This is a genomic window from Rhizobium sp. NRK18 (assembly GCF_024385575.1).
GTDB lineage: Bacteria > Pseudomonadota > Alphaproteobacteria > Rhizobiales > Rhizobiaceae > JANFMV01.
The window spans coordinates 3,278,035-3,300,956 of sequence record NZ_JANFMV010000001.1 but is presented as its reverse complement, the minus strand read 5'-3'; the positions used below and the strand labels follow the sequence as shown (position 1 = coordinate 3,300,956).

The 22,922-nt window shown below is 62.4% G+C and carries 17 protein-coding genes; 8 read left to right on the top strand and 9 right to left on the bottom strand.

Translation table 11 applies throughout. From position 1 onward, the window contains the following. Positions 1 to 8: 8 nt before the first annotated feature. The 3 genes from zwf to NN662_RS15570 all read right to left on the bottom strand — a co-directional run bounded on the left by zwf (position 9) and on the right by NN662_RS15570 (position 4,326). Positions 9 to 1,484 carry a glucose-6-phosphate dehydrogenase gene (zwf, locus tag NN662_RS15580; RefSeq protein WP_261931142.1) on the bottom strand — a complete coding sequence of 492 codons (1,476 nt, stop codon included), beginning with the start codon at positions 1,482 to 1,484 and terminating at the stop codon, positions 9 to 11. A 102-nt stretch (positions 1,485 to 1,586) separates the two neighbouring features. Then, positions 1,587 to 2,873 carry an NAD(P)/FAD-dependent oxidoreductase gene (locus NN662_RS15575; RefSeq protein WP_261931141.1) on the bottom strand — a complete coding sequence of 429 codons (1,287 nt, stop codon included), beginning with the start codon at positions 2,871 to 2,873 and terminating at the stop codon, positions 1,587 to 1,589. 16 nt (positions 2,874 to 2,889) lie between these two features. Continuing rightward, the gene (locus NN662_RS15570) at positions 2,890 to 4,326 is read right to left on the bottom strand and encodes a glutamine synthetase family protein (RefSeq protein ID WP_261931140.1); all 1,437 of its coding nucleotides are present in this window, start codon (positions 4,324 to 4,326) and stop codon (positions 2,890 to 2,892) included. Between the two features lie 172 nt (positions 4,327 to 4,498). Here NN662_RS15570 and NN662_RS15565 point away from each other — a divergent pair, with 172 nt between their 5' ends. Then, complete coding sequence (locus tag NN662_RS15565; RefSeq protein WP_410010983.1) at positions 4,499 to 5,632, top strand: NAD(P)/FAD-dependent oxidoreductase; 1,134 nt, start codon at positions 4,499 to 4,501, stop codon at positions 5,630 to 5,632. 363 nt (positions 5,633 to 5,995) lie between these two features. Here NN662_RS15565 and NN662_RS15560 read toward each other — a convergent pair whose 3' ends face one another. Then, positions 5,996 to 6,265 carry a hypothetical protein gene (locus NN662_RS15560; protein ID WP_261931138.1) on the bottom strand — a complete coding sequence of 90 codons (270 nt, stop codon included), beginning with the start codon at positions 6,263 to 6,265 and terminating at the stop codon, positions 5,996 to 5,998. Between the two features lie 90 nt (positions 6,266 to 6,355). Between NN662_RS15560 and NN662_RS15555 the strand changes: the two genes are divergently transcribed. Beyond that, positions 6,356 to 7,222 carry a LysR family transcriptional regulator gene (locus NN662_RS15555; protein ID WP_261931137.1) on the top strand — a complete coding sequence of 289 codons (867 nt, stop codon included), beginning with the start codon at positions 6,356 to 6,358 and terminating at the stop codon, positions 7,220 to 7,222. A 148-nt stretch (positions 7,223 to 7,370) separates the two neighbouring features. On the opposite strand, the gene NN662_RS15550 is transcribed toward NN662_RS15555, so the two are convergent. Next, on the bottom strand, positions 7,371 to 7,619 hold the full coding sequence (locus NN662_RS15550; protein ID WP_261931136.1) for a hypothetical protein: 249 nt from the start codon (positions 7,617 to 7,619) through the stop codon (positions 7,371 to 7,373). A gap of 95 nt (positions 7,620 to 7,714) precedes the next feature. After that, a complete protein-coding gene (gene aceA, locus NN662_RS15545; RefSeq protein WP_261931135.1) occupies positions 7,715 to 9,028 on the bottom strand; it encodes an isocitrate lyase in 1,314 nt (437 codons plus the stop codon). Between the two features lie 240 nt (positions 9,029 to 9,268). Between aceA and NN662_RS15540 the strand changes: the two genes are divergently transcribed. The 5 genes from NN662_RS15540 (at position 9,269) to NN662_RS15520 (ending at position 14,860) form a co-directional block, all read left to right on the top strand. Further along, a complete protein-coding gene (locus NN662_RS15540) occupies positions 9,269 to 10,690 on the top strand; it encodes a short-chain fatty acyl-CoA regulator family protein (RefSeq protein ID WP_261931134.1) in 1,422 nt (473 codons plus the stop codon). Between the two features lie 128 nt (positions 10,691 to 10,818). Then, a complete protein-coding gene (locus NN662_RS15535) occupies positions 10,819 to 11,916 on the top strand; it encodes a polyamine ABC transporter substrate-binding protein (protein WP_261931133.1) in 1,098 nt (365 codons plus the stop codon). Positions 11,917 to 11,986: 70 nt separating this feature from the next. Continuing rightward, on the top strand, positions 11,987 to 13,123 hold the full coding sequence (locus tag NN662_RS15530; RefSeq protein ID WP_261931132.1) for an ABC transporter ATP-binding protein: 1,137 nt from the start codon (positions 11,987 to 11,989) through the stop codon (positions 13,121 to 13,123). A 4-nt stretch (positions 13,124 to 13,127) separates the two neighbouring features. After that, complete coding sequence (locus tag NN662_RS15525; protein ID WP_261931131.1) at positions 13,128 to 14,033, top strand: ABC transporter permease subunit; 906 nt, start codon at positions 13,128 to 13,130, stop codon at positions 14,031 to 14,033. Then, positions 14,033 to 14,860 (top strand): ABC transporter permease, encoded by an 828-nt coding sequence (locus tag NN662_RS15520; RefSeq protein ID WP_261931130.1) that lies wholly within the window; start codon positions 14,033 to 14,035, stop codon positions 14,858 to 14,860. The genes NN662_RS15525 and NN662_RS15520 overlap by 1 nt, the downstream gene beginning before the upstream one ends. Positions 14,861 to 14,887: 27 nt before the next feature. On the opposite strand, the gene NN662_RS15515 is transcribed toward NN662_RS15520, so the two are convergent. Continuing rightward, positions 14,888 to 15,133: a hypothetical protein gene (locus NN662_RS15515; RefSeq protein ID WP_261931129.1), complete on the bottom strand. Its 246-nt coding sequence runs from the start codon at positions 15,131 to 15,133 to the stop codon at positions 14,888 to 14,890. 343 nt (positions 15,134 to 15,476) lie between these two features. Between NN662_RS15515 and NN662_RS15510 the strand changes: the two genes are divergently transcribed. Beyond that, complete coding sequence (locus NN662_RS15510) at positions 15,477 to 17,429, top strand: acetoacetate--CoA ligase (RefSeq protein ID WP_261931128.1); 1,953 nt, start codon at positions 15,477 to 15,479, stop codon at positions 17,427 to 17,429. Positions 17,430 to 17,436: 7 nt separating this feature from the next. Here the strand turns inward: NN662_RS15510 and NN662_RS15505 are convergent, their stop codons facing one another. Next, the gene (locus tag NN662_RS15505; protein WP_261931993.1) at positions 17,437 to 19,011 is read right to left on the bottom strand and encodes an ABC transporter permease; all 1,575 of its coding nucleotides are present in this window, start codon (positions 19,009 to 19,011) and stop codon (positions 17,437 to 17,439) included. A gap of 160 nt (positions 19,012 to 19,171) precedes the next feature. Beyond that, positions 19,172 to 22,699, bottom strand: a complete 3,528-nt coding sequence (locus NN662_RS15500; protein ID WP_261931127.1) for an ATP-binding protein — start codon at positions 22,697 to 22,699, stop codon at positions 19,172 to 19,174. Positions 22,700 to 22,922 lie beyond the last annotated feature (223 nt).

Genomic DNA, 22,922 nt, shown 5'->3' with positions numbered 1-22,922 from the left:
CTTCCCCTTCAGTCGGCTTCATGCCAGGTCCGGCCATCGCGCTCGATCAGCGCGATCGCCTGGCTCGGGCCCCAGGTGCCGGCGGTGTAGCCCTGAACCTTCTGGCCGGTCTGTTCCCAGGCCTTCAGGATCGGGTCGACCCACTTCCAGGCGGCCTCGACTTCATCGCGACGCATGAACAGCGTCTGGTTGGAACGGATGACGTCCATCAGCAGGCGTTCATAGGCGTCCGGGTTGCGCACGGCGAAGGCCTCGGCAAAGCTCATGTCGAGCGAGACATGGCGCAGGCGCATGCCGCCCGGGCCCGGATCCTTGATCATCAGCCACTGGCGAACACCCTCATCCGGCTGCAGGCGGATGACGAGCTGGTTGGCGGCAATCTTGCCGGCCGCATCGTCGAAGATCGAATGCGGGATCGGCTTGAAGGTGATGACGATTTCCGACATGCGTGCGGCAAGCCGCTTGCCGGTGCGGATGTAGAAGGGCACGCCGGCCCAGCGCCAGTTGCCGATCTCGGCCTTGATGCCGACAAAGGTTTCCGTATCGGACACGCCGCCTTCGAGTTCTTCCAGATAGCCCTTGACCGGGCCGCCGGCAGAGGCACCGGCGCGGTACTGGCCGCGCACCGTGTACTTCTCGACATTTGAAGCATCGATCGGCTTCAGCGAGCGCAGGACCTTGAGCTTTTCGTCACGAACCGCTTCGCCGTCGAGCGATGCCGGCGGTTCCATGGCCACGAGGCAGAGAAGCTGCAGGATGTGGTTCTGCACCATGTCGCGCAGCGCGCCGGCCTTGTCGTAATAGCCGGCCCGGCCTTCGAGGCCCACGGCTTCCGCGACGGTGATCTGGACATGGTCGATATGGGCGGAGTTCCACAGCGGCTCGTAGAGCGCGTTCGCGAAGCGCAGCGCCATCAGGTTCTGCACTGTCTCTTTGCCGAGGTAGTGGTCGATACGGTAGACCTGCTCTTCGTGGAAGACCTTGCCGATGGTGTTGTTGAGTTCGAGCGCGGAATCCAGATCGCGGCCGATCGGCTTCTCGACGACGATGCGGGTGGTCTTGGTGATCAGCTTGTGATCGCGGATCTTTTCCGAGATGTCGCCGAAGATGCCCGGTGCGACGGCGAGGTAGAAGGCGCGGACGCGATCCTTGCCCTCGTCCAGGAGCTTCTTCAGGCCGTCCCAGCCCTTGTCCGACTTGGCATCGACGGCGACGTAGAACAGCCGCGAGCAGAAGTCCTTGACGTCCTTGTCATTGTATTCGTCGGCCTTGAGATGCTCTTTCAGCGCCTTCTGGGCAAATTCGCGATACGCTTCATGCGTCAGTTCCGAACGCGATGCGCCGATGATGCGCGTCGGATCGGTGAGCTGGCCGGCCAGCATGCGATGGTAGAGGGCAGGCAGGAGCTTGCGTTCCGCGAGATCGCCGGTGCCGCCGAAGACGACATAGTCAAAGGGCTCGACGGGAATGATCTGGCTGGTCATGGGCTATCTTTCTATCAAAATAGAATTCGGCCTCCTTGTAATCTAATCGATTTAAAAAGGCCAGAGTGCGTTGCAAAAAAATGCGTTGGAAGGCCTTCGGGATCAGAAGCGATCCCTGAGTGCGTACCAGCTGAGGGCCAGGAACAGGAGTGGTTTGCGCAGATGCGAGCCACCCGGAAAGGCCGGAATTTTCAACGTTTTCAAAAGGTCGAGTTCGCCTGAGCCCGACAGGACGTCGTCTGCAAACAGCTTGCCGCAATAATTGGACAGCATCACGCCGTGACCGGAGTAGCCGCCGATCGCGGTCACGCCGGGCATGACCTCCCGGGCGAAGGGCTGGCGCGGCATGGTGATGCCCACGGACCCGCCCCAGGCATGGCTGATTTCGACGTCTTTCAGCTGCGGATAGAGCTCGGCGATCTGCCGGCGGATGTGCTGGGTGATGTCGCGCGGATTGTCCGCGGTATAGGCTTCGCGCCCGCCAAACAGCAGACGTCCGTCGCGTGACTTGCGGAAATAGCGCACGACGAAGCGGGAGTCGGCGATTGCTTCGTTGCCCGGAATGATCTCCGGATGATTGGCAAGCGGCACGGTCGCGCCGATGAACGAGCGGATCGGCATCACCCGTGCGGCGTTCACCGGTTCGAGATTGCCGATATAGCCGTTGCAGGCGATCAGCGCGCGGTCGGCGCGGATGTCGCCGCGATCGGTCTTCACGACGATCTTGCCGCCCTCGCGCGTCACCGATCGCGCCGGCGTCATCTCGTGCAGGCTGGCGCCTGCCGCAGCTGCCACCCGGGCGAGCCCCACCAGCAGCTTCAGCGGATGAATGTGGCCGGTGCCGGTGTCGCGCGTGCCGCAGAAGTAGCGCTTCGAACCGAGCCGTTCGCTAGTCTCCGCCTGGTCCATGAACGACATGTGCTTGTAGCCGTAGCGGGTGGCGGTGATCTCCACGTGGTCCCGGTAGTCCTTCTCCCACCCAGCCTTGTGGGCGACGTTGAGTTGACCCGGCAGGTATTCGATGTCGATCCCGTGCGTCTCGGCAAAGCCGAGAAGATGTTTCTTGGCATTTTCGGCAAGGTCGAACAGCGCCTTGGCCCGTTCGAAGCCGAGCGTCTTTTCCAGCTCCTCGACCTCGGTGCGCTGGCCCGTCCCCATCTGTCCGCCGTTGCGACCGGACGCGCCGTCGCCGAAACGCACCGCGTCGATCAGCACGACGCGGGTACCGGCCTTCGCGAGATTGTAGGCCGCCTGCAGACCCGTGAAGCCGCCGCCGACGATGACGACGTCGGCGGAAGCCGAGCCGTCGAGCGCCGGATATTCCGGCCGATCGGTAACGGTGGACTGGTACCAGGAAACTCCCGGCGCGATCGGGCTCTGCCAGGTCATGCAAACCTCTTTTTCATTAGACGTTCAGAAGCAGGAATTCGCGCTCCCAGGGGCTGATCACCTGCATGAAGGTTTCGAATTCGCCGCGCTTGATGCCGCCATAGATGCCGATGAATTCCGGATCGAACACGGCCTTGAAGTCCTCTTCTTCCTCGAGGAGCGAGACGGCCCTGAGCAGGTCGCGCGGCAGTTCGATGTCGCCTTCATTGGCGGTGTCAGCGGTCGGCGGCGTCGGTTCGATCTTATTGACGATCCCGAGATAGCCGGCGGCAAGCGAGCCCGCCAGCGCCAGATACGGGTTGGCGTCCGAGCTCGGCAGGCGGTTCTCCACGCGCCGGGCAGCCGGATCGGAAACCGGGACGCGGAAGGCGGTGGTCCGGTTGTCGAAGCCCCAGGCCGTATTGACCGGGCAGGACATGTCCGGCGAAAGGCGGCGGTAGGAGTTCACGTATGGAGCCATCATCACCAGGGCATGCGGCACGTATTTCTGCATGCCGCCGATAAAATTGTAGAACGCTTTCGACGGAGATCCGTCGGCATTCGAGAAAATGTTCTTGCCGCCGTCGATTTCAACCACCGACTGGTGAATGTGCATGGCGGAGCCCGGCTGGCCCTGCATCGGCTTCGCCATGAAGGTCGCGTAGATGCCATGCTTCAGCGCCGCCTCGCGGATCGTTCGCTTGAACATGAACACCTGGTCGGCAAGTTCCACCGGGTCACCGTGTCGCAGGTTGATTTCCAGCTGCGCCGGGCCTTCCTCATGGATCAGGGTGTCGATCTCGAGCCCCTGCTTTTCGGAGAAATGATAGATGTCGTCGATCAGATCGTCGAACTCGTTGATGCCGGCGATAGAATAGGCCTGTCCGCCGAGGATGGGGCGTCCCGAGCGGCCTTTCGGCGGGTGCAGCGGGTAGTCCGGATCGTCGCTCATGGCGACGAGGTAGAATTCGATTTCCGGCGCCACCACCGGCTTCCAGCCCTTGTCGGCATAGAGCCCCATGACGCGCTTCAACACATTGCGCGGCGCATAGGGCACTTCCCCGCCATCGGCATAGACGACGTCGCAGATGACCTGCGCGGTCGGATCGCTTTCCCACGGCACCGTCGACAGCGTCGAAAGGTCGGGAACGAGCTTCAGGTCGTTGTCGCGCGGCTCATAGCGGAAGCTGCCGGTCTCGTCGGGATATTCGCCCGAAATCGTGTGACGATAGAGTGCGGATGGCAGCGCCAGCGAGGTGTTGGAGGTGAATTTTGACGATGGCATCATCTTGCCGCGCGGAACGCCGGCGAGGTCCGGCGTGATGCATTCGATGTCCTCGATACCCCGCGACTTCAGCCATTGGGTCGCGTCGCGCCACGTCTTCACCCCGCGCGGATTGCGCAGGCTGGCAGGCGTGATCGGGGACTTGAGGGAGGCGCTGGAGGGTCTTTTGGATGTTTTCTTGGCAGGCATGATTCACCGGGTTGTGACGGATGATGGCCGCATCATAGCCGTAGTTTTCCAATTGGCGAGGGGGGAAACATTGACTTTGTGATCCGCGTGACGGACACGGAAGCATCTCAGCCAGGGGAAATGCGTGCGCGAACAGTTTGATGTGGTCATCCTTGGAGCAGGTGCCGCCGGCATGATGGCGGCCATCGAGGCTGGCCGGCGGGGACGGCGTGTCCTCGTCCTCGACCACGCCGCCGCACCCGGCGAAAAGATCCGCATTTCCGGAGGCGGGCGCTGCAACTTCACCAATATCGGGGCGGGCCCGAAGAATTTCCTCTCCGCCAATCCGCATTTCTGCAAGTCGGCGCTTGCCGGTTACACCCCGCGCGATTTCCTCGACATGGTGGAGCGCCACGGCATCGCCTGGCATGAGAAGACGCTTGGCCAGCTCTTCTGCGACAACAGCGCCAGGGACATCATCGCGATGCTGTTGAAGGAGATGCGCGACGCCGGCGTTACGCTGCGATTGAAGCAGGCGATTTCCTCCGTCACGCAGATCGGCGATCGTTTCGAGATCGAAGCCTCCGACGGCATCGCGAACGCCGATGCGCTGATCGTTGCGACCGGCGGCAAGTCGATCCCGAAGATGGGCGCGACCGGCCTTGCCTATGACATCGCCCGCCAATTCGGCCTGTCCATCATCGAGCCGCGGCCGGGGCTCGTGCCGTTCACGTTGGAGCCGGGACTTCTGGAGCGGCTCGCGCCGCTCGCCGGCGTTGCGGTCGACGCCGAGGTGCGGCATGGCAAGACGGCATTCCGCGAGGCGCTTCTCTTCACCCATCGCGGCCTCAGCGGCCCCGCCATCCTGCAGATCTCGTCCTACTGGCGGGAAGGGGACGCCGTCACTCTTGCGCTGGAGCCGGATGTCGACATCTTTACGGCCTTGAAGCAGGCAAAGGCCGCAAACGGCCGGCAGGCGCTATCGACCGCGCTCGCGCAGATCCTGCCGAAGAGGCTCGCGCAATATCTCGCCGAACAACATGGCGCCGCAGGCAATCTGGCCGACTTTCCGGATGCGAGGCTGCAGTCAATCGCCGCCTCCGTGCAGAACTGGCAGGTCAAGCCGGCCGGCAGCGAGGGCTACCGGACCGCCGAAGTCACCCTTGGCGGCGTCGATACCGCCGGGCTGAATTCGAAGACCATGGGGGCAAAATCCGTCCCCGGCCTCTATTTCATCGGCGAGTGCGTCGACGTCACCGGCTGGCTCGGCGGCTACAATTTCCAGTGGGCATGGTCCTCCGGCGTTGCCGCGGGGCGTGCGGCATAGGCCGATTTTCGGTCTTGTAGCCGGAAATCGCTATTTTTTGCGCCTTGGCGCCATTTAATGATTGTTAATTGAAGCAAGTCATCGTCTTATAGTGCAGTGCGTCAGGGTTTGTTATGGCATGACCTTCACGCCGGCAGGAGTACCGCAACGTCGTTACACGGAATTGAGGGAAGTCCATGAGAAACCGCAAGAGCAGAGCACGCGCCATTGCCATCGCCCGGACCGAAAACACCCGGTTCGTTCTTGCAACGAAAATTCTTCTGGCAACGCTTGCCGCCTGCGCCGCTATGGCAGTTCTTGCCCACTGAGCGCACAAGGCCGGTTTGATTGTCGCAAGCATCGGGCTTTGCATTCGCCCGGGCCTCACGCGCACGGTGAGCACGCCTCATCGTCCGAGCGGTAACTGCCGCAACCTGCCGCCTTGCGGCGAACCTGTTTCTCTTCTCTCCTGTAGCCAGATGCCAAGGTTTTCAGTGCAGCTGTAAGCCGCATCAGCGCGGTCGCCGCCTGCAGAAGGCCATTCGAGGCGTGCGTGCGGTAAAATTCCTCTTCCGCCTCCGGCCTGTTTCTGTCGGCACGGAGTTGCTCGGCACTCTTGCAGGCGATGTATGAACTAGGATCGATGACGATCATGTGATGTCTCCTTTCAATTTGGGACATCACGTCAAATACACACGGATTTTTGCTTTACATATATCAAAAAATACCGGCCATATTTCATTTATGAAAAACGCGCCGTGGGATCTCTATCAGATTTTTGTCGCTGTTGCCCGACAGGGAGGGCTGACGGGGGCGGCGTCCACCCTTGCGCTTAGCCCGGCAACGATCGGCCGGCGCATGCTGGAGCTCGAGGACATGCTGGCGACGGCCCTGTTCGTTCGAAGTCAGGCCGGTTACGCCTTGACGCCGGAAGGGCAGTCGCTGTTCGAACATCTTCGGGATATGGAGTCCGCCGCGCGAAAGGTCGATGGCTGGCGGATGGAAAAGCAGCAGGCCGTCACCATTCGCATCGCTGCGGGCACCTGGATGGTGAAACTGCTCTGCGACAATATCGCTGCGCTGTGTGCCGATACGGACCCGTTCCGGCTGGATTTTTCGATTTCCGAGCAGCGGGCGCGTCTCGCCTATCGGGAAGCGGACATCGGCATTCGTGCCTTCGCACCGGAGGAAGGCAATCTGGCGACGCGGCGGCTGTCGGACAGCGCCTATGCGCTGTATCGCTCGCGCGTCTCCCGGCCGGCCGCCGATCGCTGGGTGGCGGTCAATCGCGATGAGGCGGTGTCGGCCTATCTGCGCTGGCCGCACGACAATCACCCCGACGACATCGTCTTCACGGTCAACAGGCCGACCGCCCTGCGCGATCTGCTGGTCGCAGGCGCCGGGATCGGTCTTCTTCCCTGCATGATTGGCGATCGCGATCCGCAGCTCGAAAGGGTGGGGGAGTGCATTCGCGAGCTGCAGCACGGCCAATGGCTCCTGGTCAACAATGCCGATCGTCATCGACGGGAAATCCGCACCGTGACCGAGCGGATGGCCAGATTGCTGAAGGGCTATGCGCCCCTGATGACCGGCAAGCTTGGCGGGTTGTGACGAAGCCATCTCCGTATGCATGAAAACAGAGAAGACGCCCGGCGTGGCTCCATCAGGCCGGGCGTCTTCGTCTCCGTGGGCAGGGCTTGCCTGCCCCGGTCGGGTCCGGCGGGTTGGGCGCCGGGCCTGTATTGTTGTGGCGGATGCCTCAGGCCGCAGACCGCCCGCTGTTGGCGATGATGATCGGGATCAGCAGGTCGCCCCAGTTGCCGTCTCCGCCATGGTGGCGGGCCGAGCGGACGAGCTCGACGGATACGCCGGCGTCGACGGCCTTCATGACCGACTGGTTCAGCCGGTGCAGGTCGTTGGCGACCATGCGGATCATGGCCTGCTGGTCGGCCGTCATCGTGGTCGACTGCTCTTCTGCTCTTTCCTTGACTCGGGTCTGCGGTGTCATGGCATTTCTCCTCTTTAATCGGGGTTCGTGAAGGTCGTTGGGTTTGTCGGCGACGCGGAGGGCAGGGACCCCCGCGCCGCCGTCTCGAAGCCTGCTTATTCGGCGGCGGGCTTGAACTGCTCTGCCTCGGTCGGCTTGAACTGTTCGGTTTCGGTCGATTCCTTCATCGCCGTGGTCGACGACTGGCCGCCGGTGATCGCCAGCGAGACGGCGTCGAAGTAGCCGGTACCGACCTCGCGCTGATGCTTGGTTGCGGTGTAGCCGTTGACCTCGGCCGCGAATTCCGCTTCCTGCAGCTCCGAATAGGCTGCCATCTGGCGGTCCTTGTAGCCGCGGGCCAGTTCGAACATGCCGAAGTTCAGCTGGTGGAAGCCGGCGAGCGTGATGAACTGGAACTTGTAGCCCATCGCACCCAGCTCGCGCTGGAACTTGGCGATCGTCGCGTCATCCAGGTTCTTCTTCCAGTTGAACGAGGGCGAGCAATTGTAGGCGAGCTTCTTGCCCGGATAGACCTTGTGCACGGCTTCGGCGAACTTGCGGGCCTGTTCGAGATCCGGCTTGCCGGTTTCCATCCAGATCAGGTCGCAATGCGGCGCATAGGCGATGGCGCGGGCGATGCACGGATCGATGCCGTTCTTCACTTGGTAGAAGCCTTCCGCCGTGCGGCCGGCATCGTAGTCGACGAAGGGCCGGTCGCGCTCGTCGATGTCGGAGGTGAGCAACTTGGCGGCTTCAGCGTCCGTGCGGGCGATGATCAGCGTCGGCGTGCCCATGACGTCGGCGGCAAGCCGGGCGGCGTTCAGGTTGCGGATATGGGCGGCCGTCGGGATCAGAACCTTGCCGCCGAGATGGCCGCACTTCTTTTCCGACGCCAGCTGGTCCTCGAAGTGAACGCCGGCGGCGCCTGCCTCAATGAAGGCCTTCATGATCTCGAATGCGTTCAGCGGACCACCGAAGCCGGCTTCGGCGTCGGCGACGATCGGTGCAAACCAGGTGTCGACCGACAGGCCCTTGCCTTCCGCCGTCTCGATCTGGTCGGCGCGTTGCAGGGTGCGGTTGATGCGCTTGGCCAGTTCCGGAGCGGCATTGGCCGGATATAGTGACTGGTCCGGATACATGGCAGAGGCCGTATTGGCGTCGGCGGCAACCTGCCAGCCGGAGAGGTAGATCGCCTTCAGTCCGGCGCGAACCATCTGCATGGCCTGGTTGCCGGAAAGCGCACCCAGCGCGTTGACGAAGTTCTCTTCGCTGATCAGCTTCCACAGCCGGTTGGCGCCCATCTCGGCAAGCGTATGCCGGATCTGGACGGAGCCGCGAAGGCGCTTGACGTCGTCGGCGGTGTAGGGACGCTCGATGCCGTCGAAGCGGCCGGCGGGTGCATTCGGGATCAGTTTGTCAAAGTCAGTCATAATATTCTCCTCGTCTTCGCATTTACAACAATGACACGCCTTTGTCGGTGTGCTTGTTGCCGTGTTCGATGAAGGAGTTTTGGTCCGAATAAGCCGAATTGTCGAGATAAATATCTGAATAATAGGCGTAAAAGGGGTTAGGCTGTCTTGCCTTTGACAACGGTGTTGTGTAAAAATGTAAAAATTGTAATAAACGTATTCGGTGCTATTGCTGCGCTGCATTGTAAAGGCCTGTGACTAATGGCGGAAAACAAGATCTTTGCCGGCCCGCGCGTGCGCCGCATTCGCAATGCCCTGTCGCTGACCCAGACGGCGATGGCCGAAGCGCTCGGCATTTCGCCGTCCTATCTCAATCTCATCGAGCGAAACCAGCGGCCGCTGACCGTGCAGCTGCTCCTGAAGCTCGCCTCCGTCTACAAGATCGATATCGAGGAGCTGCAGGGTGCGCAGGGTGGCTCGCTGTCGCAATTGAAGGAGGTTTTCACCGATCCGCTGCTCGCCGGCGAAATACCGGGGGAACAGGAGCTGGTCGAGGTGGCGGAGGCCGCGCCCAATGCGGCGGCGGGCATCGTCAAGCTCTACCGCGCCTTCAAGGAGCAGGCGGCGCGCCTCAGCGACCTTTCGGAAGTGCTGGCGCGCGAGGGCCACGAGACGCTGCTCTCCGGCGCGCGGCTGCCGATGGACGAGGTGCGCGAGAAACTGGAGCAGCGCCCCAACTTCTTTGCACGGATCGAGGATGCCGCCGAAGCCTTCCATGCGGACCTGAAGCCCGGCGACGATCTCTCTGCCGCACTCAAGGAGTGGCTGAAGGCCAAGCACGGCATCGTCGTGCGCACGTTGCCGGTCCATGCCATGCCGACCCTGCGCCGCCGCTACGACCGCCATTCGATGCGGCTCTTTCTGTCGGAGCGTCTGTCTCCCTTCGATCAGTTGCGCGAAGCGGCGATGGAGGCGGCGATGCTGGCGCTGTCGGCGCCGATCGAGGCCGAGCTGGACGGATTGGCCCTGTCGTCGAACGAGGCCCGCCGCATTGCCCGCTTCGATCTCGCCCGCTATGCCGCGCATGCCCTGATGATGCCCTACGGCGCATTCCTGGCGGCCGCCCAGCGCGCCCGCTACGACATCGATGTCCTGCGCGCCCGCTTCGGCGTCTCCTTCGAGCAGGCGGCAAACCGGTTGACGACATTGCAGCGTCCGGGCGCGCAAGGGTTGCCGTTCTTCCTGCTGGAAGCCGATCACTCCGGCCGGCAATTGCGCCGCTCAGGGGCGGGCGGATTTCCGCAGTCGGCTTTCGGCGGCGGCTGTCCCAAGCTCAACATCCATGCCGCCTTCGCCCAACCCTCGCAGATCCTGGTCGATCACGTGGAGATGCCGAACGGGACGGGTTTTCTGACAGTGGCGCGAACCCTCGAAGGTCCGCAGACGATGTTCCACGAGCGTGTGCGGCGCACCGCTATCCTCCTGGGCCTCCCTGTCGAGCAGGCCGGCGACGTCGTCTACGGCGCGGCAATTGCCGGTAGCGGCATGCCCCCGGTCGCGGTCGGAGCCTCCTGCAGGCTGTGCGAGCGGCAGGGCTGCTTGTCGCGCGCCGAGCCGCCGGTGACCCGGCCGCTCGGTCTTGACGAGATGGTGACGGGCCTCAGCGCCTTCGACTTCCAGTAACGGAAGGTCGCGCATGCCGGGAAAGAATTTTTCCTTGTCGCCTCGCAAATTCCTTTCTAGTCTGTCGCAAAATAATCAAAGGGAACGGCTGGGGGAATTCCCCGGCATACTCGCGACAGGAGAATGTTGTGCAAAAATTTCTACTTAATGTATCGGCTGCTGCGATCGCCTCGGTGAGCTTCGTGGCTTTGGCCCATGCGGAAGACCGCGTGGTCAACGTCTACAACTGGTCCGATTACATCGACGAATCCATTCTTCAGGACTTTACCAAGGAAACCGGCATCAAGGTCGTCTACGACGTCTTCGATTCCAACGAGGTGCTGGAAACCAAGATGCTTGCCGGCGGATCCGGTTATGACGTCGTCGTGCCGACCGCCGACTTCCTGTCGCGCCAGATCAAGGCCGGTGTCTTCCAGAAGCTCGACAAATCCAAGCTGCCGAACATCTCCAACATGTGGGACGTCATCCAGCAGCGCACGGCGGTCTACGATCCGGGCAACGACTACGCGATCAACTACATGTGGGGCACGACCGGCCTCGGCTACAATGTCGACAAGTACAAGGAGATCATGGGCACGGACGCCAAGCCGGACTGGAACGTGCTGTTCGATCCGGAGATCGCCGCCAAGTTCAAGGATTGCGGCATCTACATGCTCGACGCGCCGACCGAGGCGATCCCGGCCGCACTCAACTATCTCGGCCTCGATCCGAATTCCCACAATCCGGAAGACATGCAGAAGGCCGAAGATCTTCTTTTGAAGATCCGTCCCTTCGTGCGCAAGTTCCACTCGTCTGAATACATCAATGCGCTGGCGAACGGCGACATCTGCCTCGCCTTCGGCTGGTCCGGCGACGTCCTGCAGGCGCGTGACCGTGCAGACGAGGCCGGCGCCGGCGTTCATGTCAGCTACTCCATCCCGGCCGGCGGCGCGCTGATGTGGTTCGACATGATGGCGATCCCGGCCGACGCGCCGCATCCGCAGGAAGCGCTCGAATTCCTCAACTACATCATGAAGCCGGAAGTCATCGCCAAGGCGTCGAACTACGTCTACTACGCCAACGGCAACAAGGCCTCCCAGCAGTTCATCGACAAGGACGTCCTGGACGATCCGGCCATCTACCCGCCGGAAGAGACGATGAAGAAGCTCTACACCTTCGTCCCTTACGACCAGAAGACGCAGCGACTGGCGACCCGGATCTGGACCAAGGTCGTTACCGGCCAATAACAACAAGCTTCGAACAGCCCGGATAAATTCCGGGCTGTTTGCTTTTCAGAAGCAGTCATCGGGGAACTTCATGAAGTCGCTTGGCAGCATTCGCCGTTCTTTCGCACCCTGGAATGATCCGGCCGCAAAGCCGTTCATCTCCTTCCGCAACATCACCAAGAAATTCGGCGATTTCGTCGCCGTCGACAATCTGTCGCTGGACATCTACCACCGCGAGTTCTTCGCGCTGCTCGGCGCGTCGGGCTGCGGCAAGTCGACGCTCCTGCGCATGCTGGCGGGCTTCGAGCAGCCGACCTCGGGGGAAATCATCCTCGACGGGCAGAGCCTCGCTGGCACGCCGCCATATAGGCGCCCCGTCAACATGATGTTCCAGTCCTACGCGCTGTTTCCGCACATGTCGGTGGAAAAGAACATCGCCTTCGGCCTCAAGCAGGACGGCATGCCCGCCGCCGACATCGCCGCCCGCGTCAGCCAGATGCTGAAGCTCGTCAAGCTGGATGAGTTCGCCAAGCGCAAGCCGCACCAGCTTTCCGGCGGCCAGCGCCAGCGCGTCGCGCTCGCCCGCTCGCTCGCCAAGCGGCCGAAGGTGCTGCTGCTCGACGAGCCGCTCGGGGCGCTGGACAAGAAGCTGCGCGAGGAAACCCAGTTCGAACTGATGGACCTGCAGCAGGAACTCGGCCTCACCTTCATCGTGGTCACCCACGACCAGGAGGAGGCGATGACCATGGCGGACCGCATCGCCGTCATGTCGCGCGGCAATGTCATCCAGGTTGCGACACCTGCCGAAATCTACGAGGCGCCGAACTCCCGTTTCGTCGCGGACTTCATCGGCGACGTCAACATCTTCGACGGCAAGGTGACGTCGAACACGGACGGCGTGACGGAGATCGCCATCGGGGAGGGCTTCTCGGTCCGCGCCGAGCAGTCGGAACCCGTCACCGGCAATGCCGGTTTCGCCGTGCGTCCGGAAAAGATCCGTGTTTCGCGCAATATGCCGGAGACGCCGGGCATCAATTCGGCCGAAGGAGAGATGTGGGACATCGCCTATCTCGGTGACGTCACCGTTTTCCATGTGAAGCTCAAGAACGGCAAGGTCGTGAAGGCGACCAGCCTGAATGCCCAGCGCGAGGTGCAGAACCCGCTCGGCTATGATGATCAGGTCTGGATCTCGTTCGATCAGAACGCCGGCGTCGTGTTGAGGGATTGATGACATGACACGCTTCGGTTCGGCCATCTTCAATCGCCTGGTCATCGCCATTCCCTATACGTGGCTGCTGGTCCTTTTCCTCGTTCCCTTCTTCATCGTTTTCAAGATCTCGCTGTCGACCTCCGAGATCGCGATGCCGCCCTATTCGCCGACCTTCTCGTTCGCCGATACGTTCGAGACCTTGCGGCAGAAGCTGTCGGAACTCTCTCTCGACAATTACATCTGGTTGTCTCAGGATTCGCTCTACTACAAGTCCTATCTCTCCAGCCTGACGATCGCCTTCTTCTCGACGTGCCTGACGCTGGCGGTCGGCTATCCGATCGCCTATGGCATGGCGCAGGCGCCGCGGACCGTTCGCCCGACGCTCTTGATGCTGGTCATTCTGCCGTTCTGGACGAGCTTCCTGATCCGCGTCTATGCCTGGATGGCAATCCTAAAGCCGGAAGGCCTGCTCAATCAGTTCCTGATGGCGATCGGCGTCATCCACGAACCGCTGGTCATCCTCAACACCGACATCGCCGTCTATATCGGCATCGTCTATTCCTATCTGCCGTTCATGGTCCTGCCGCTCTACTCGGCGCTGGAAAAGATGGACGACACGCTGATAGAAGCCGCCGAGGATCTCGGCTGCACGAGACTTACGGCCTTCTGGAAGATCACCTTTCCGCTGTCGCTGCCCGGCGTCTTCGCCGGCTGCCTGCTGGTCTTCATTCCGGCCGTCGGTGAATTCGTGATCCCCGACCTGCTCGGCGGGTCGCACACGTTGATGATCGGCAAGACGCTGTGGACGGAGTTCAACAACAATCGCGACTGGCCGCTGTCGTCGGCGGTGGCGACGATCCTTCTCCTGCTTCTGGTGATCCCGATCGTGCTCTTCCAGAATGCCCAGACGAAAGCGGAGAGCCGCTGATGAACCGCTGGTCCCGCTTCAACATCGCCTCCGTCACGCTCGGCTTCGCGTTCCTTTATCTACCGATCGTGCTCCTGGTCATCTACTCGTTCAACAAGTCGAAGCTTGTCACCGTATGGGCCGGCTTCTCGACCGTCTGGTACGTGGAGTTGTTCCGCGACCAGGCCCTGCTCGACGCCGCCTGGGTGACGATCCGCGTCGGTCTGCTGTCGGCGACGGTGGCGACCGTGCTCGGTACCATGGCGGCGATTTCGCTGACGCGCTACACGCGTTTTCGCGGTCGTCTGCTGTTTTCGGGCATGATCTATGCGCCGCTCGTCATGCCGGACGTCATCACCGGCCTGTCCATGCTGCTCCTGTTCGTGGCGATCGGCCTTGACCGAGGCTTCTGGACGGTCACCATGGCGCATATCACATTCTCCATGTGCTATGCCGCCGTCGTGGTGCAGTCGCGCCTCATCACCTTCGACCGGTCGATCGAGGAGGCGGCGATGGATCTCGGGGCCACGCCGGTCAAGACGTTCTTCCAGGTCACGCTGCCGGTCATCCTGCCTGCAATCTTCTCCGCCTGGGTGCTGGCCTTCACGCTGTCGCTCGACGATCTGGTCATCGCCAACTTCACCTCCGGCCCCGGTGCGACAACGCTGCCGATGAAGATCTACAGCCAGGTGCGCCTGGGCGTGACGCCGGAAATCAACGCCGCCTGCACGATCCTGATCGGCTTTGTGACCACGGGCGTCATCATCGCCTCGATCGTCACCAAACGTCAGGAAGTGCGCAGGCAGCGCGACGAGCACATGGCTGCGGCCGGACTGAACGCCGCCTGATTGCCGCCATCACCTGTTGCCGGGTGCTTATTCGCCGCCCGGCGGCAGGAAGATGTAGACGAGTATCCATGTCGGAAGGATGAAGATCGAGCCGAGAATAATGTTCGGCACGGCCCAGTCCAGCGCCAGCTTCGCATGCGTCGCGAGGCTTTCCGGCGACTGTCCTATGATGGACAACAGAGAATCGATGGTAACGCCGAAGAACGACAGAAGTGCTCCCGCCATCAAGGACGCTATGAGAATCTTCAGTACGACGCCCGTAAATCGCAGCAAGAAATGCCCCCAGATCAAATTGCCCGTATACATTATAGCAGATTCTTCTTTTCAAGACATTGTGCCGGGCCGGTATTGCCCAAGATGGTAAAGTGTCAAAGTAAACGGCGATGATCACCGGATATTCAAACGTCGGTCGGAGGTTCGGTCGTCATGATCACTTTGAAATTCTGCCGGTATCCTCCGCGCCTTCTGCCGACCATCAGTAGCTTTGGCTTTCGACGCGGCAAATACGCCATTTGCCGTAAAGGGCGCATGTAGCCAATCGCCCTGCGTCTCATTGCAGAGCTGTATTTATATTGCGGTGCGGCATGCTATAGAGAGGAAAAACGAGGAGGAATGCATGACTGACGCAGTGCCTTTGTGGGAGCCTTCGCCGGAATATCGGAAAAGCACCCCGATGTTCGCCTTCATGTCCTTTTGCGCCGAAAAGGCCGGGCATGAGTTCGCCGACTACGACGCCTTTCACACATGGTCGATCACCGAACGCGGCGCCTTCTGGGAGGCCATATGGGACTATTGCGGCGTCAGGGGTGTGCGCGGCGAACAGGCGCTGATCCATGGCGACGACATGCTCGAGGCTCGCTTCTTTCCAGATGCCAGGCTCAACTTCGCCGAAAACCTGCTGGTGAAATCCGGCGGCGACACGGCGCTGATCTTCCGCGGCGAGGACAAGGTCGAGGATCGCTGGTCCTGGGATCGCCTCGCCGAACTCGTGTCGCGCCTGCAGCAGGCCTACCGGGCGATGGGGATCGGCGAGGGTGACCGGATCGCCGCCATGATGCCGAACATGCCGGAAACCATCGCCTGCATGCTGGCCGCCGCCTCGATCGGCGCCATCTGGTCGTCCTGCTCCCCGGACTTCGGCGTCCAGGGCGTACTGGATCGTTTCGGCCAGATCGAACCCAAGCTGTTCATCGTCTGCGACGGATACTGGTACAATGGCAAGCTACAGGACGTGTCCGCCAAGGTGAATGAGATCGTCGCCAGGCTGGGTGTCCTGGCGATGATCGTGCCCTATGCCGGCGATGCCGAAGCCCTTGCCGCTTCCGTCGAAGGCGCCAGCACGCTCGCAGCCTTCGTCGAGCCCTATGCGGCAAAGGCGGTGGAGTTCACGCCGCTTCCCTTCTCGCATCCGCTCTACATCCTGTTTTCCTCCGGCACGACCGGCGTTCCGAAATGCATCGTCCACTCGGCGGGCGGCACGCTGTTGCAACACCTGAAGGAGCATCGCTTCCATTGCGGACTAGGAGAGGGCGATCGCCTGTTCTACTTCACCACCTGCGGCTGGATGATGTGGAACTGGCTGGTCTCCGGCCTCGCCTCCGGCACGACGCTGTGCCTGTTCGACGGCTCGCCATTCGCGCCGGACGAGAAGGTTCTGTTCGACTATGCCCGCGACGAAAAATTCGCCGTCTTCGGCACGTCCGCAAAATACATCGACGCCGTGCGCAAGAGCGGCTTCATCCCGAAGGACAGTCATGACCTGTCGTCGCTGAGGGTGATGACGTCGACCGGCTCGCCGCTGTCGCCGGAAGGCTTCACCTTCGTCTACGAGGACGTCAAGAAGGACATCCTGCTGGCGTCGATTTCCGGCGGCACGGATATCGTTTCCTGCTTCGTGCTCGGCAATCCGATGAAGCCGGTCTGGCGCGGCGAGATCCAGGGCCCCGGCCTCGGCCTTGCGGTCGACATCTGGGACGACGAAGGCACACCGGTGCGCGGCGAGAAGGGCGAACTCGTCTGCGCCAAGGCCTTTCCGAGCATGCCGATCATGTTCTGGAATGACCCGGAAAAGACCAAGTACAAGGCCGCCTATTTCGAGCGCTTCGACAATGTCTGGTGCCATGGCGATTTCGCCGAGTGGACCGAGCATGGCGGCATCATCATCCATGGCCGCTCGGACGCCACGCTCAATCCCGGCGGCGTGCGCATCGGCACGGCGGAGATCTACAATCAGGTCGAGCAGATGGAAGAGGTCGCCGAGGCGCTGTGCATCGGTCAGGACTGGGACAATGACGTCCGTGTCGTCCTCTTCGTCCGGCTGGCGCCGGGCGTGTCGCTCGACGATGCGCTGGTCAAGGCGATCAAGACCCGCATCCGCGTCGGCGCCTCGCCGCGCCATGTGCCGGCCAAGGTCATCGCCGTCGCCGACATTCCGCGCACGAAGTCCGGCAAGATCGTCGAACTGGCGGTGCGCGAGGTCGTCCATGGCCGTCCGGTGAAGAACAAGGAGGCGCTTGCCAATCCGGAAGCGCTCGAACTCTACGCCGATCTTCCCGACCTGCAGGACTGAGCCGGGCTCAGGTTCCCCGTTCCAGCGATCGCGATACCAGGATCGCCGGAACGAGGCCGGCGATGATGATGATGATCGCCGGCACGGAGGCATTGGCGACCTGCGAGCGCGACGCGTCCTCGTAGACGAGCGTTGCCAGCGTGTTGAAGTTGAAAGGCCGGAGCAGGATTGTCGCCGACAGCTCCTTCAACGTTTCGATGAAGACCAGCAGACCGGCGGTCAGAAGCGCCGGTCTGAGGTTCGGCAGGATCACCCGCCACAGCGTCTGCCGCGCATTGTGGCCGAGCATGCGTGACGCCATGTCGAGATGCGGCGAGAGCTTCTGCAAGCCAGCGTCGATATTGCCTTCCGCCATGGTGATGAAGCGCACCGTGCAGGCATAGACGATCGCAAATCCGGTTCCCGACAGGATCAGCCCCAGCGAGAAGCCGAAATAATCCTTGGTAAAGCGCGCGAAGAGATTGTCGAAGGCGGCAAGCGGCACGAGCACGCCGATCGCCAGCACCGTGCCGGGAATGCCATAGCCGAAGGATGCGAGCCGTACCAGCGTCTTGACAAGCCGCGAGGAATTGCTGCGCGCCGATTGCGACAGCGCGAAACTCAAGGTGACGGCGACGACGGCCGTGATTGCCGCGACGCAAATGCTGGTGGTCAGCGCCTCGATGAGCTTGGGCGAGGTAAAGGCCGGCAGGCGCTTCACGGCATAGGAGCCGAGAACCAGCACCGGTACCACGAAACCGACAAGCACGGGCAGGGCGCAGGCCGCGACCGCGGCCCATTTCGCCCAGCCCTTGAGCTTGAGCCTGACGGCATCGTGCACCGCTGCCGTCGTCTTCTGGCTGGCAAAGCGTTGCCGCCGCCGCGCCCGGCGTTCCAGAACCATCAGCACGGCGATGAAGACGAGGATCACGCAGGCGAGCTGCACCGCGCCGACAAGGCTGCCGCGATTGAGCCATGTGTCGTAGATGGCAAATGTCAGCGTGTTGACGCCAAGATACTGGACCGCGCCGATATCGTTGAGCGTTTCCATCATCACCAGCGTCAGGCCGATCATCAGCGCAGGCCGCGCCATCGGCAATTGCACCCGGAAGAACACCTTCATCGGCCCGGCGCCGAGCGTGCGCGCCACATCGGCGGCGGCCCGGCCCTGCATGCGGAACACCGAGCGGCAGGCGAGATAGACGTAAGGATAGAGAACGGCGGTCATGACGAGCACCGCGCCACCGAGCGAGCGGATGTCCGGAAACCAGTAGTCGCGCATCGTCTTGAAGCCGAAGACGGTGCGCACCAGCGTCTGCACCGGACCGGTGAAGTCGAAGAACTCGCCGAAGGCATAGGCCGCCAGATAGGCGGGCAGCGCCAGCGGCAGCACGAGCACGGCGGAGAAGAAGCGTCTCAGCGGAAAGTCGCAGGATGAGACGAGCCATGCGCAGGTAACACCGATCAACGTCGTCGCCAAACCCGTATAGGCCATCAGCGCCAGCGTCCGGCCGAGTGCGCGGGGAATGACATTTTCTGCGAGATGCCGCCAGGTATCGGCATCACCGGATGAGGCGATCCACAGGATCGCGAAGACCGGCATTGCCGCCACCGCGAACACGGCGAAGGCGACCAGCGGCTGCCGCCATGTGCCGCGCCGTCTCACTCTCGAGGGTGCCGGCCCTTCCGTGACCAGCGTCGTCTGCGCCGCCAATTGGTGATCCTTTTAATCAGCTTATCCACCGGCTCTAGCCGATGAAGCTTCAGTCCGCAAGGACGCGCGGCGACGGGAAGGTGATTTCGACAAGCGTGCCGCGGCTCGGTTCCGACTGGATGGAGAAGGCGGCGCGGTTGGCCTCGACCATCGCCTTCGTCAGCGGCAGGCCAAGGCCGGTACCGTCGCCCTTCTGGCGGCTGCCGCCGGAGACCTGGCGGAACGGCTTCATCGCCTGCTCCAGTTCGGACTTCGACATGCCGATGCCGGTATCGCGGATCCGCAACACCACGCTGCCATTGACCTCATAGGAGGTCGACACGACGATCTGGCCGCCCGACGGCGTGAACCGGATGGCGTTCGACAGGATGTTGAGCGCGATCTGCTTGACCGAGCGCAGGTCGGCAACCACCATCGGCACGGCCTGCGACAACGCCGTGCGCACGATGACACGCTGGTTGTTGGCCTGCGGCTGCATCAGCGATACCGTTTCCGACAACGTTTCGTTCAGGCTGACGGCGGCGAAATCCATCTCCATCTGACCGGCTTCGATCTTGGAAATGTCGAGAAGGTCGTTGACGATGTCGAGCACCAGCCGGCCAGACCGGCCAATATCGTTGGCATATTCGATGTAGCGATGATGCCCGATCGGGCCGAAGCGCTCGTTCGACATCATGTCGGAGAACCCGATGATGGCGTTCAGCGGCGTGCGGATTTCATGGCTCACATGGGCGAGGAAGTCGCTCTTGTGCTTGTTGGCGGTTTCCGCATCGCGCTTGGCCTTGCGCAGCTCTTCCTCGGTCCGCTTCCAGTTCGTCACGTCACGGATGACGGCGCAATAGCCGTCGGAGGACGACAGGCGACCGAGCGTCATGAACAGCGGAATAAAACCGCCGCCGGATTCCCTGCCGATCACCTCGCGGCCGTCGTTCAGCACGCTGGCGACACCGTTGTCGGTAAGCCCGTTCAGATAGTCTGCGACCGCGCGCTGGCTCTCATGCGCAAACAGCATTGCGAAGGGTTTGCCGCGCGTATCGGCCTCGTCATAGTTGAAGAGCGCGCTGGCGGAACGGTTCATCGAGCGTATGCCGCCCTCCGGCCCGATGATGACAACGCCGTCCGTTGCCGTCTCCAGAATCGAGCGCAGCTCCTCGACCTCGATGCGCAGCCGGGAGATGTCTTCGTTTTCGCTCGCCGCGTCTTCGCCGACGAAGGGCAGGATGGTGCCGGATGTGTCTTCCGCAGGGGCGGTCTGTTCCTGAGCTGTGACCGGCGCCGACGGGATCAGCGCCAGCATCAGCGCGTCGGAGTCCTCGAAGCGGATCGAGCGCAGGCGCGCGGCGACGGGAACCACGGTGTCGTCGGCGCGCACGATCATCATGCCGCCACCGGCGTCCGATGTCTCCTCGAGCTCGCTTCTCTGCAGCAGCGCGTCGAGGCCGCCTGCAGTCTCGAGGGCGTCGAGCGTTTCGTAGCCGGTCAGCCTGGAGAATTCGCCATTGGCATGGATCAGCCGGTCGCCGGCATGGATCAGGATTGCCACCGGCATCTCGTCGATCGCGGAGGCCGGAAGCGGAGAGGCCATGTCGCGGCGCGGCGGCAGGAAATCGCCGAGCGGATTGGCGTCGCGCTGCTCCTCGGCAGGCGTCTCCGGCGCAGCGTCTTCGGCCTCGATCGGCGCTTCGGTTTGGCTGGTGACCTCGGCGGCGTCCTCCGCGGAAACTACCTGTTCCACCTCAGCCGGAGCTTCCTCGGTGCCAAGCCGCTTGGCAATCTCGCGGAAGGCGGCCTGCTCGCCGGGGCTCAGCCCGTCATTCATGCGGGCGCGATGCTCTTCCAGGCGGATGATCTTGTCCGACAGCCGCCGTTCCGGATTCTCCGTCAGGTGAAGCGCCGGCGGTTCGCTCTGCGGTGTCGGCGCGATCGTCTCCGGAGACCGTTCGATACCGTCATCCGCGGCCGGCTGCTCGACGGTGTCTTCGGTCACATCGCCGGCGTGAGCGTCCGATTGGCCGTCGTGAGCCGGCTCGGTGTCCGTCACTGCGGTCTGCCCCAGTTCCTCAGGTGTTACAGTCTCCAGTGCCTCAGGCGTGGCAATCTCCGGTGCCTCGGAGTTGCTCTCGATCTCTGCGGGCAGGGACTTCCCGCCGAGCGTCAGCCCGGTCGCCAGCGGATCCTCGACCGCATCGGCGCGGCGCACGATGCCGAAACCGCGGAAGCCGTCGAAACCGCGCGAGCGGCTGTAGGTCGGTAGCGCGGCGAGGTCCACCGGCACCTTGAGGCTCGTGCCTTCGACCGGCCAGTAGATCGTCTTGCCCGACCACGTGTCGCGCTTTTTCAGAAGCTCGGTGATCTTGCCGTCCGGATCGAGATCGAAGAGATGGGCGAGGTCGCTGAAGGCGACACCGTTTATCGCGGCGGCGTTCGGGCCGACCGCCTCGGCGAATTCGTCGGAGACTTCACAGAAATGGCCGTCGGCATCCACCTTCCAGACGAAGCGGATGGCGCGACCTTCGGGGTTGAACCGGAAGTCGGATTTCGAGGGTTCGGGCGCGATGAAGTTCTCGATGGGCGTCGCGGAATGTTCACCGGCGTCCATGGCGGGCGCGTCTGAAGGTGAAGACGGCGCAACCGGGATGTCGGAGAGCGTCATCGGCGGAATCTCCACCGACGGATCGTCCGTCAGCAGGTCCATCAGCGACGCCGGCTTCGCGGACGGCTCGATGGGTTCCGCGGTCTGCGGATCGATTTCCGTCGGGGCTTCGGACGAAACCTCTTCCGGATCCATCCCGTCGGTCTCGTCGGAGATCGTGCCCATGGGCTCGGCGGCGTCCGCAGAGCCGTCGACGGCCTCTTCGGCAAATGGCATGTCGTTGTCTGTCGGGGGCAGGGGCGCGTCCTCGTCGTTCGCCTGCTGTGGCGTCTCGATGACGAAGAGCAGATAGAGGTTCGGCTGTTCGGCGAGACGGCCGATGGCCGCCGGCATCAATCCGCGGCCGGTCTCCAGCCGGCGCTTCAGCAACCGGGCCGGTTCGTCCGCAGCATTGCCGGCGAGCGTCTGGACGGTGTCCGCGCTCATGCCGAGCCCTGCAAACCCGCCGGATGAGGCCAGCACGAAGCCGTTCTCGTCGAGGATCGCCACATGCGTATCCGGATCGTCGAAGCCTTCGATCATCCGTGCTGCGGTCGCCTGCGGCCCCTTCGGCTCGGAAACGGCCGGAACCGACAGCAGGATCGCCTCGTCCATGCCGATGCGGATCATCTCGGCTTCGGCCCGCACGGTGGAGCGCTGAAACCCGTTCGGTACGCGGATGAGAAAGCTGCGCGCGTCGCCGGTCCGTTCCAGGCTGCGCGCCATCACGGCCGCCTGGCGGAAGGTGAGATCGTTTGTCGGCGGTGCCTGGTCGATGAAATCGTAGACGGAGCTGCCGCCGAATACGGCGGCACCCGGCCCGTTCGCCCACAGGACCTCGTCCATGCCAGCGGAAAAGATCACCAGCGCCTCGCCGCGCGCAAAGCGGCCGCGAACGCGATCGTGAACGGCGACATCTATGAAAGGGTACTGCACGGCGGACATTTCAACCTTTAACAGGGAGGCTTGTATGCGCTGATATTTAACGCATTATTAATATCTTCCCCACTCCTTCGGGTCCAGCGGCGCCACTGGGAAACTCGCAAACAGAGTTAATTTATTGTGCAGCGCACAAAAGATATTGCAATGCACAACGTGATGTATTATATAGCCCTTATCGAAGAACGCGAAGGGCCCTTTGAAAATGAGGCCCCTGAACCAAGGAGCA

Bases quoted from the DNA above. Each gene is read 5' to 3' on its own strand.
- zwf (WP_261931142.1), bottom strand. From the start codon at position 1,484: ATGACCAGCCAGATCATTCCCGTCGAGCCCTTTGACTATGTCGTCTTC.
- NN662_RS15575 (WP_261931141.1), bottom strand. From the start codon at position 2,873: ATGACCTGGCAGAGCCCGATCGCGCCGGGAGTTTCCTGGTACCAGTCC.
- NN662_RS15570 (WP_261931140.1), bottom strand. From the start codon at position 4,326: ATGCCTGCCAAGAAAACATCCAAAAGACCCTCCAGCGCCTCCCTCAAG.
- NN662_RS15565 (WP_410010983.1), top strand. From the start codon at position 4,499: ATGATGGCGGCCATCGAGGCTGGCCGGCGGGGACGGCGTGTCCTCGTC.
- NN662_RS15560 (WP_261931138.1), bottom strand. From the start codon at position 6,265: ATGATCGTCATCGATCCTAGTTCATACATCGCCTGCAAGAGTGCCGAG.
- NN662_RS15555 (WP_261931137.1), top strand. From the start codon at position 6,356: ATGAAAAACGCGCCGTGGGATCTCTATCAGATTTTTGTCGCTGTTGCC.
- NN662_RS15550 (WP_261931136.1), bottom strand. From the start codon at position 7,619: ATGACACCGCAGACCCGAGTCAAGGAAAGAGCAGAAGAGCAGTCGACC.
- aceA (WP_261931135.1), bottom strand. From the start codon at position 9,028: ATGACTGACTTTGACAAACTGATCCCGAATGCACCCGCCGGCCGCTTC.
- NN662_RS15540 (WP_261931134.1), top strand. From the start codon at position 9,269: ATGGCGGAAAACAAGATCTTTGCCGGCCCGCGCGTGCGCCGCATTCGC.
- NN662_RS15530 (WP_261931132.1), top strand. From the start codon at position 11,987: ATGAAGTCGCTTGGCAGCATTCGCCGTTCTTTCGCACCCTGGAATGAT.
- NN662_RS15525 (WP_261931131.1), top strand. From the start codon at position 13,128: ATGACACGCTTCGGTTCGGCCATCTTCAATCGCCTGGTCATCGCCATT.
- NN662_RS15520 (WP_261931130.1), top strand. From the start codon at position 14,033: ATGAACCGCTGGTCCCGCTTCAACATCGCCTCCGTCACGCTCGGCTTC.
- NN662_RS15510 (WP_261931128.1), top strand. From the start codon at position 15,477: ATGACTGACGCAGTGCCTTTGTGGGAGCCTTCGCCGGAATATCGGAAA.
- NN662_RS15505 (WP_261931993.1), bottom strand. From the start codon at position 19,011: ATGCCGGTCTTCGCGATCCTGTGGATCGCCTCATCCGGTGATGCCGAT.
- NN662_RS15500 (WP_261931127.1), bottom strand. From the start codon at position 22,699: ATGTCCGCCGTGCAGTACCCTTTCATAGATGTCGCCGTTCACGATCGC.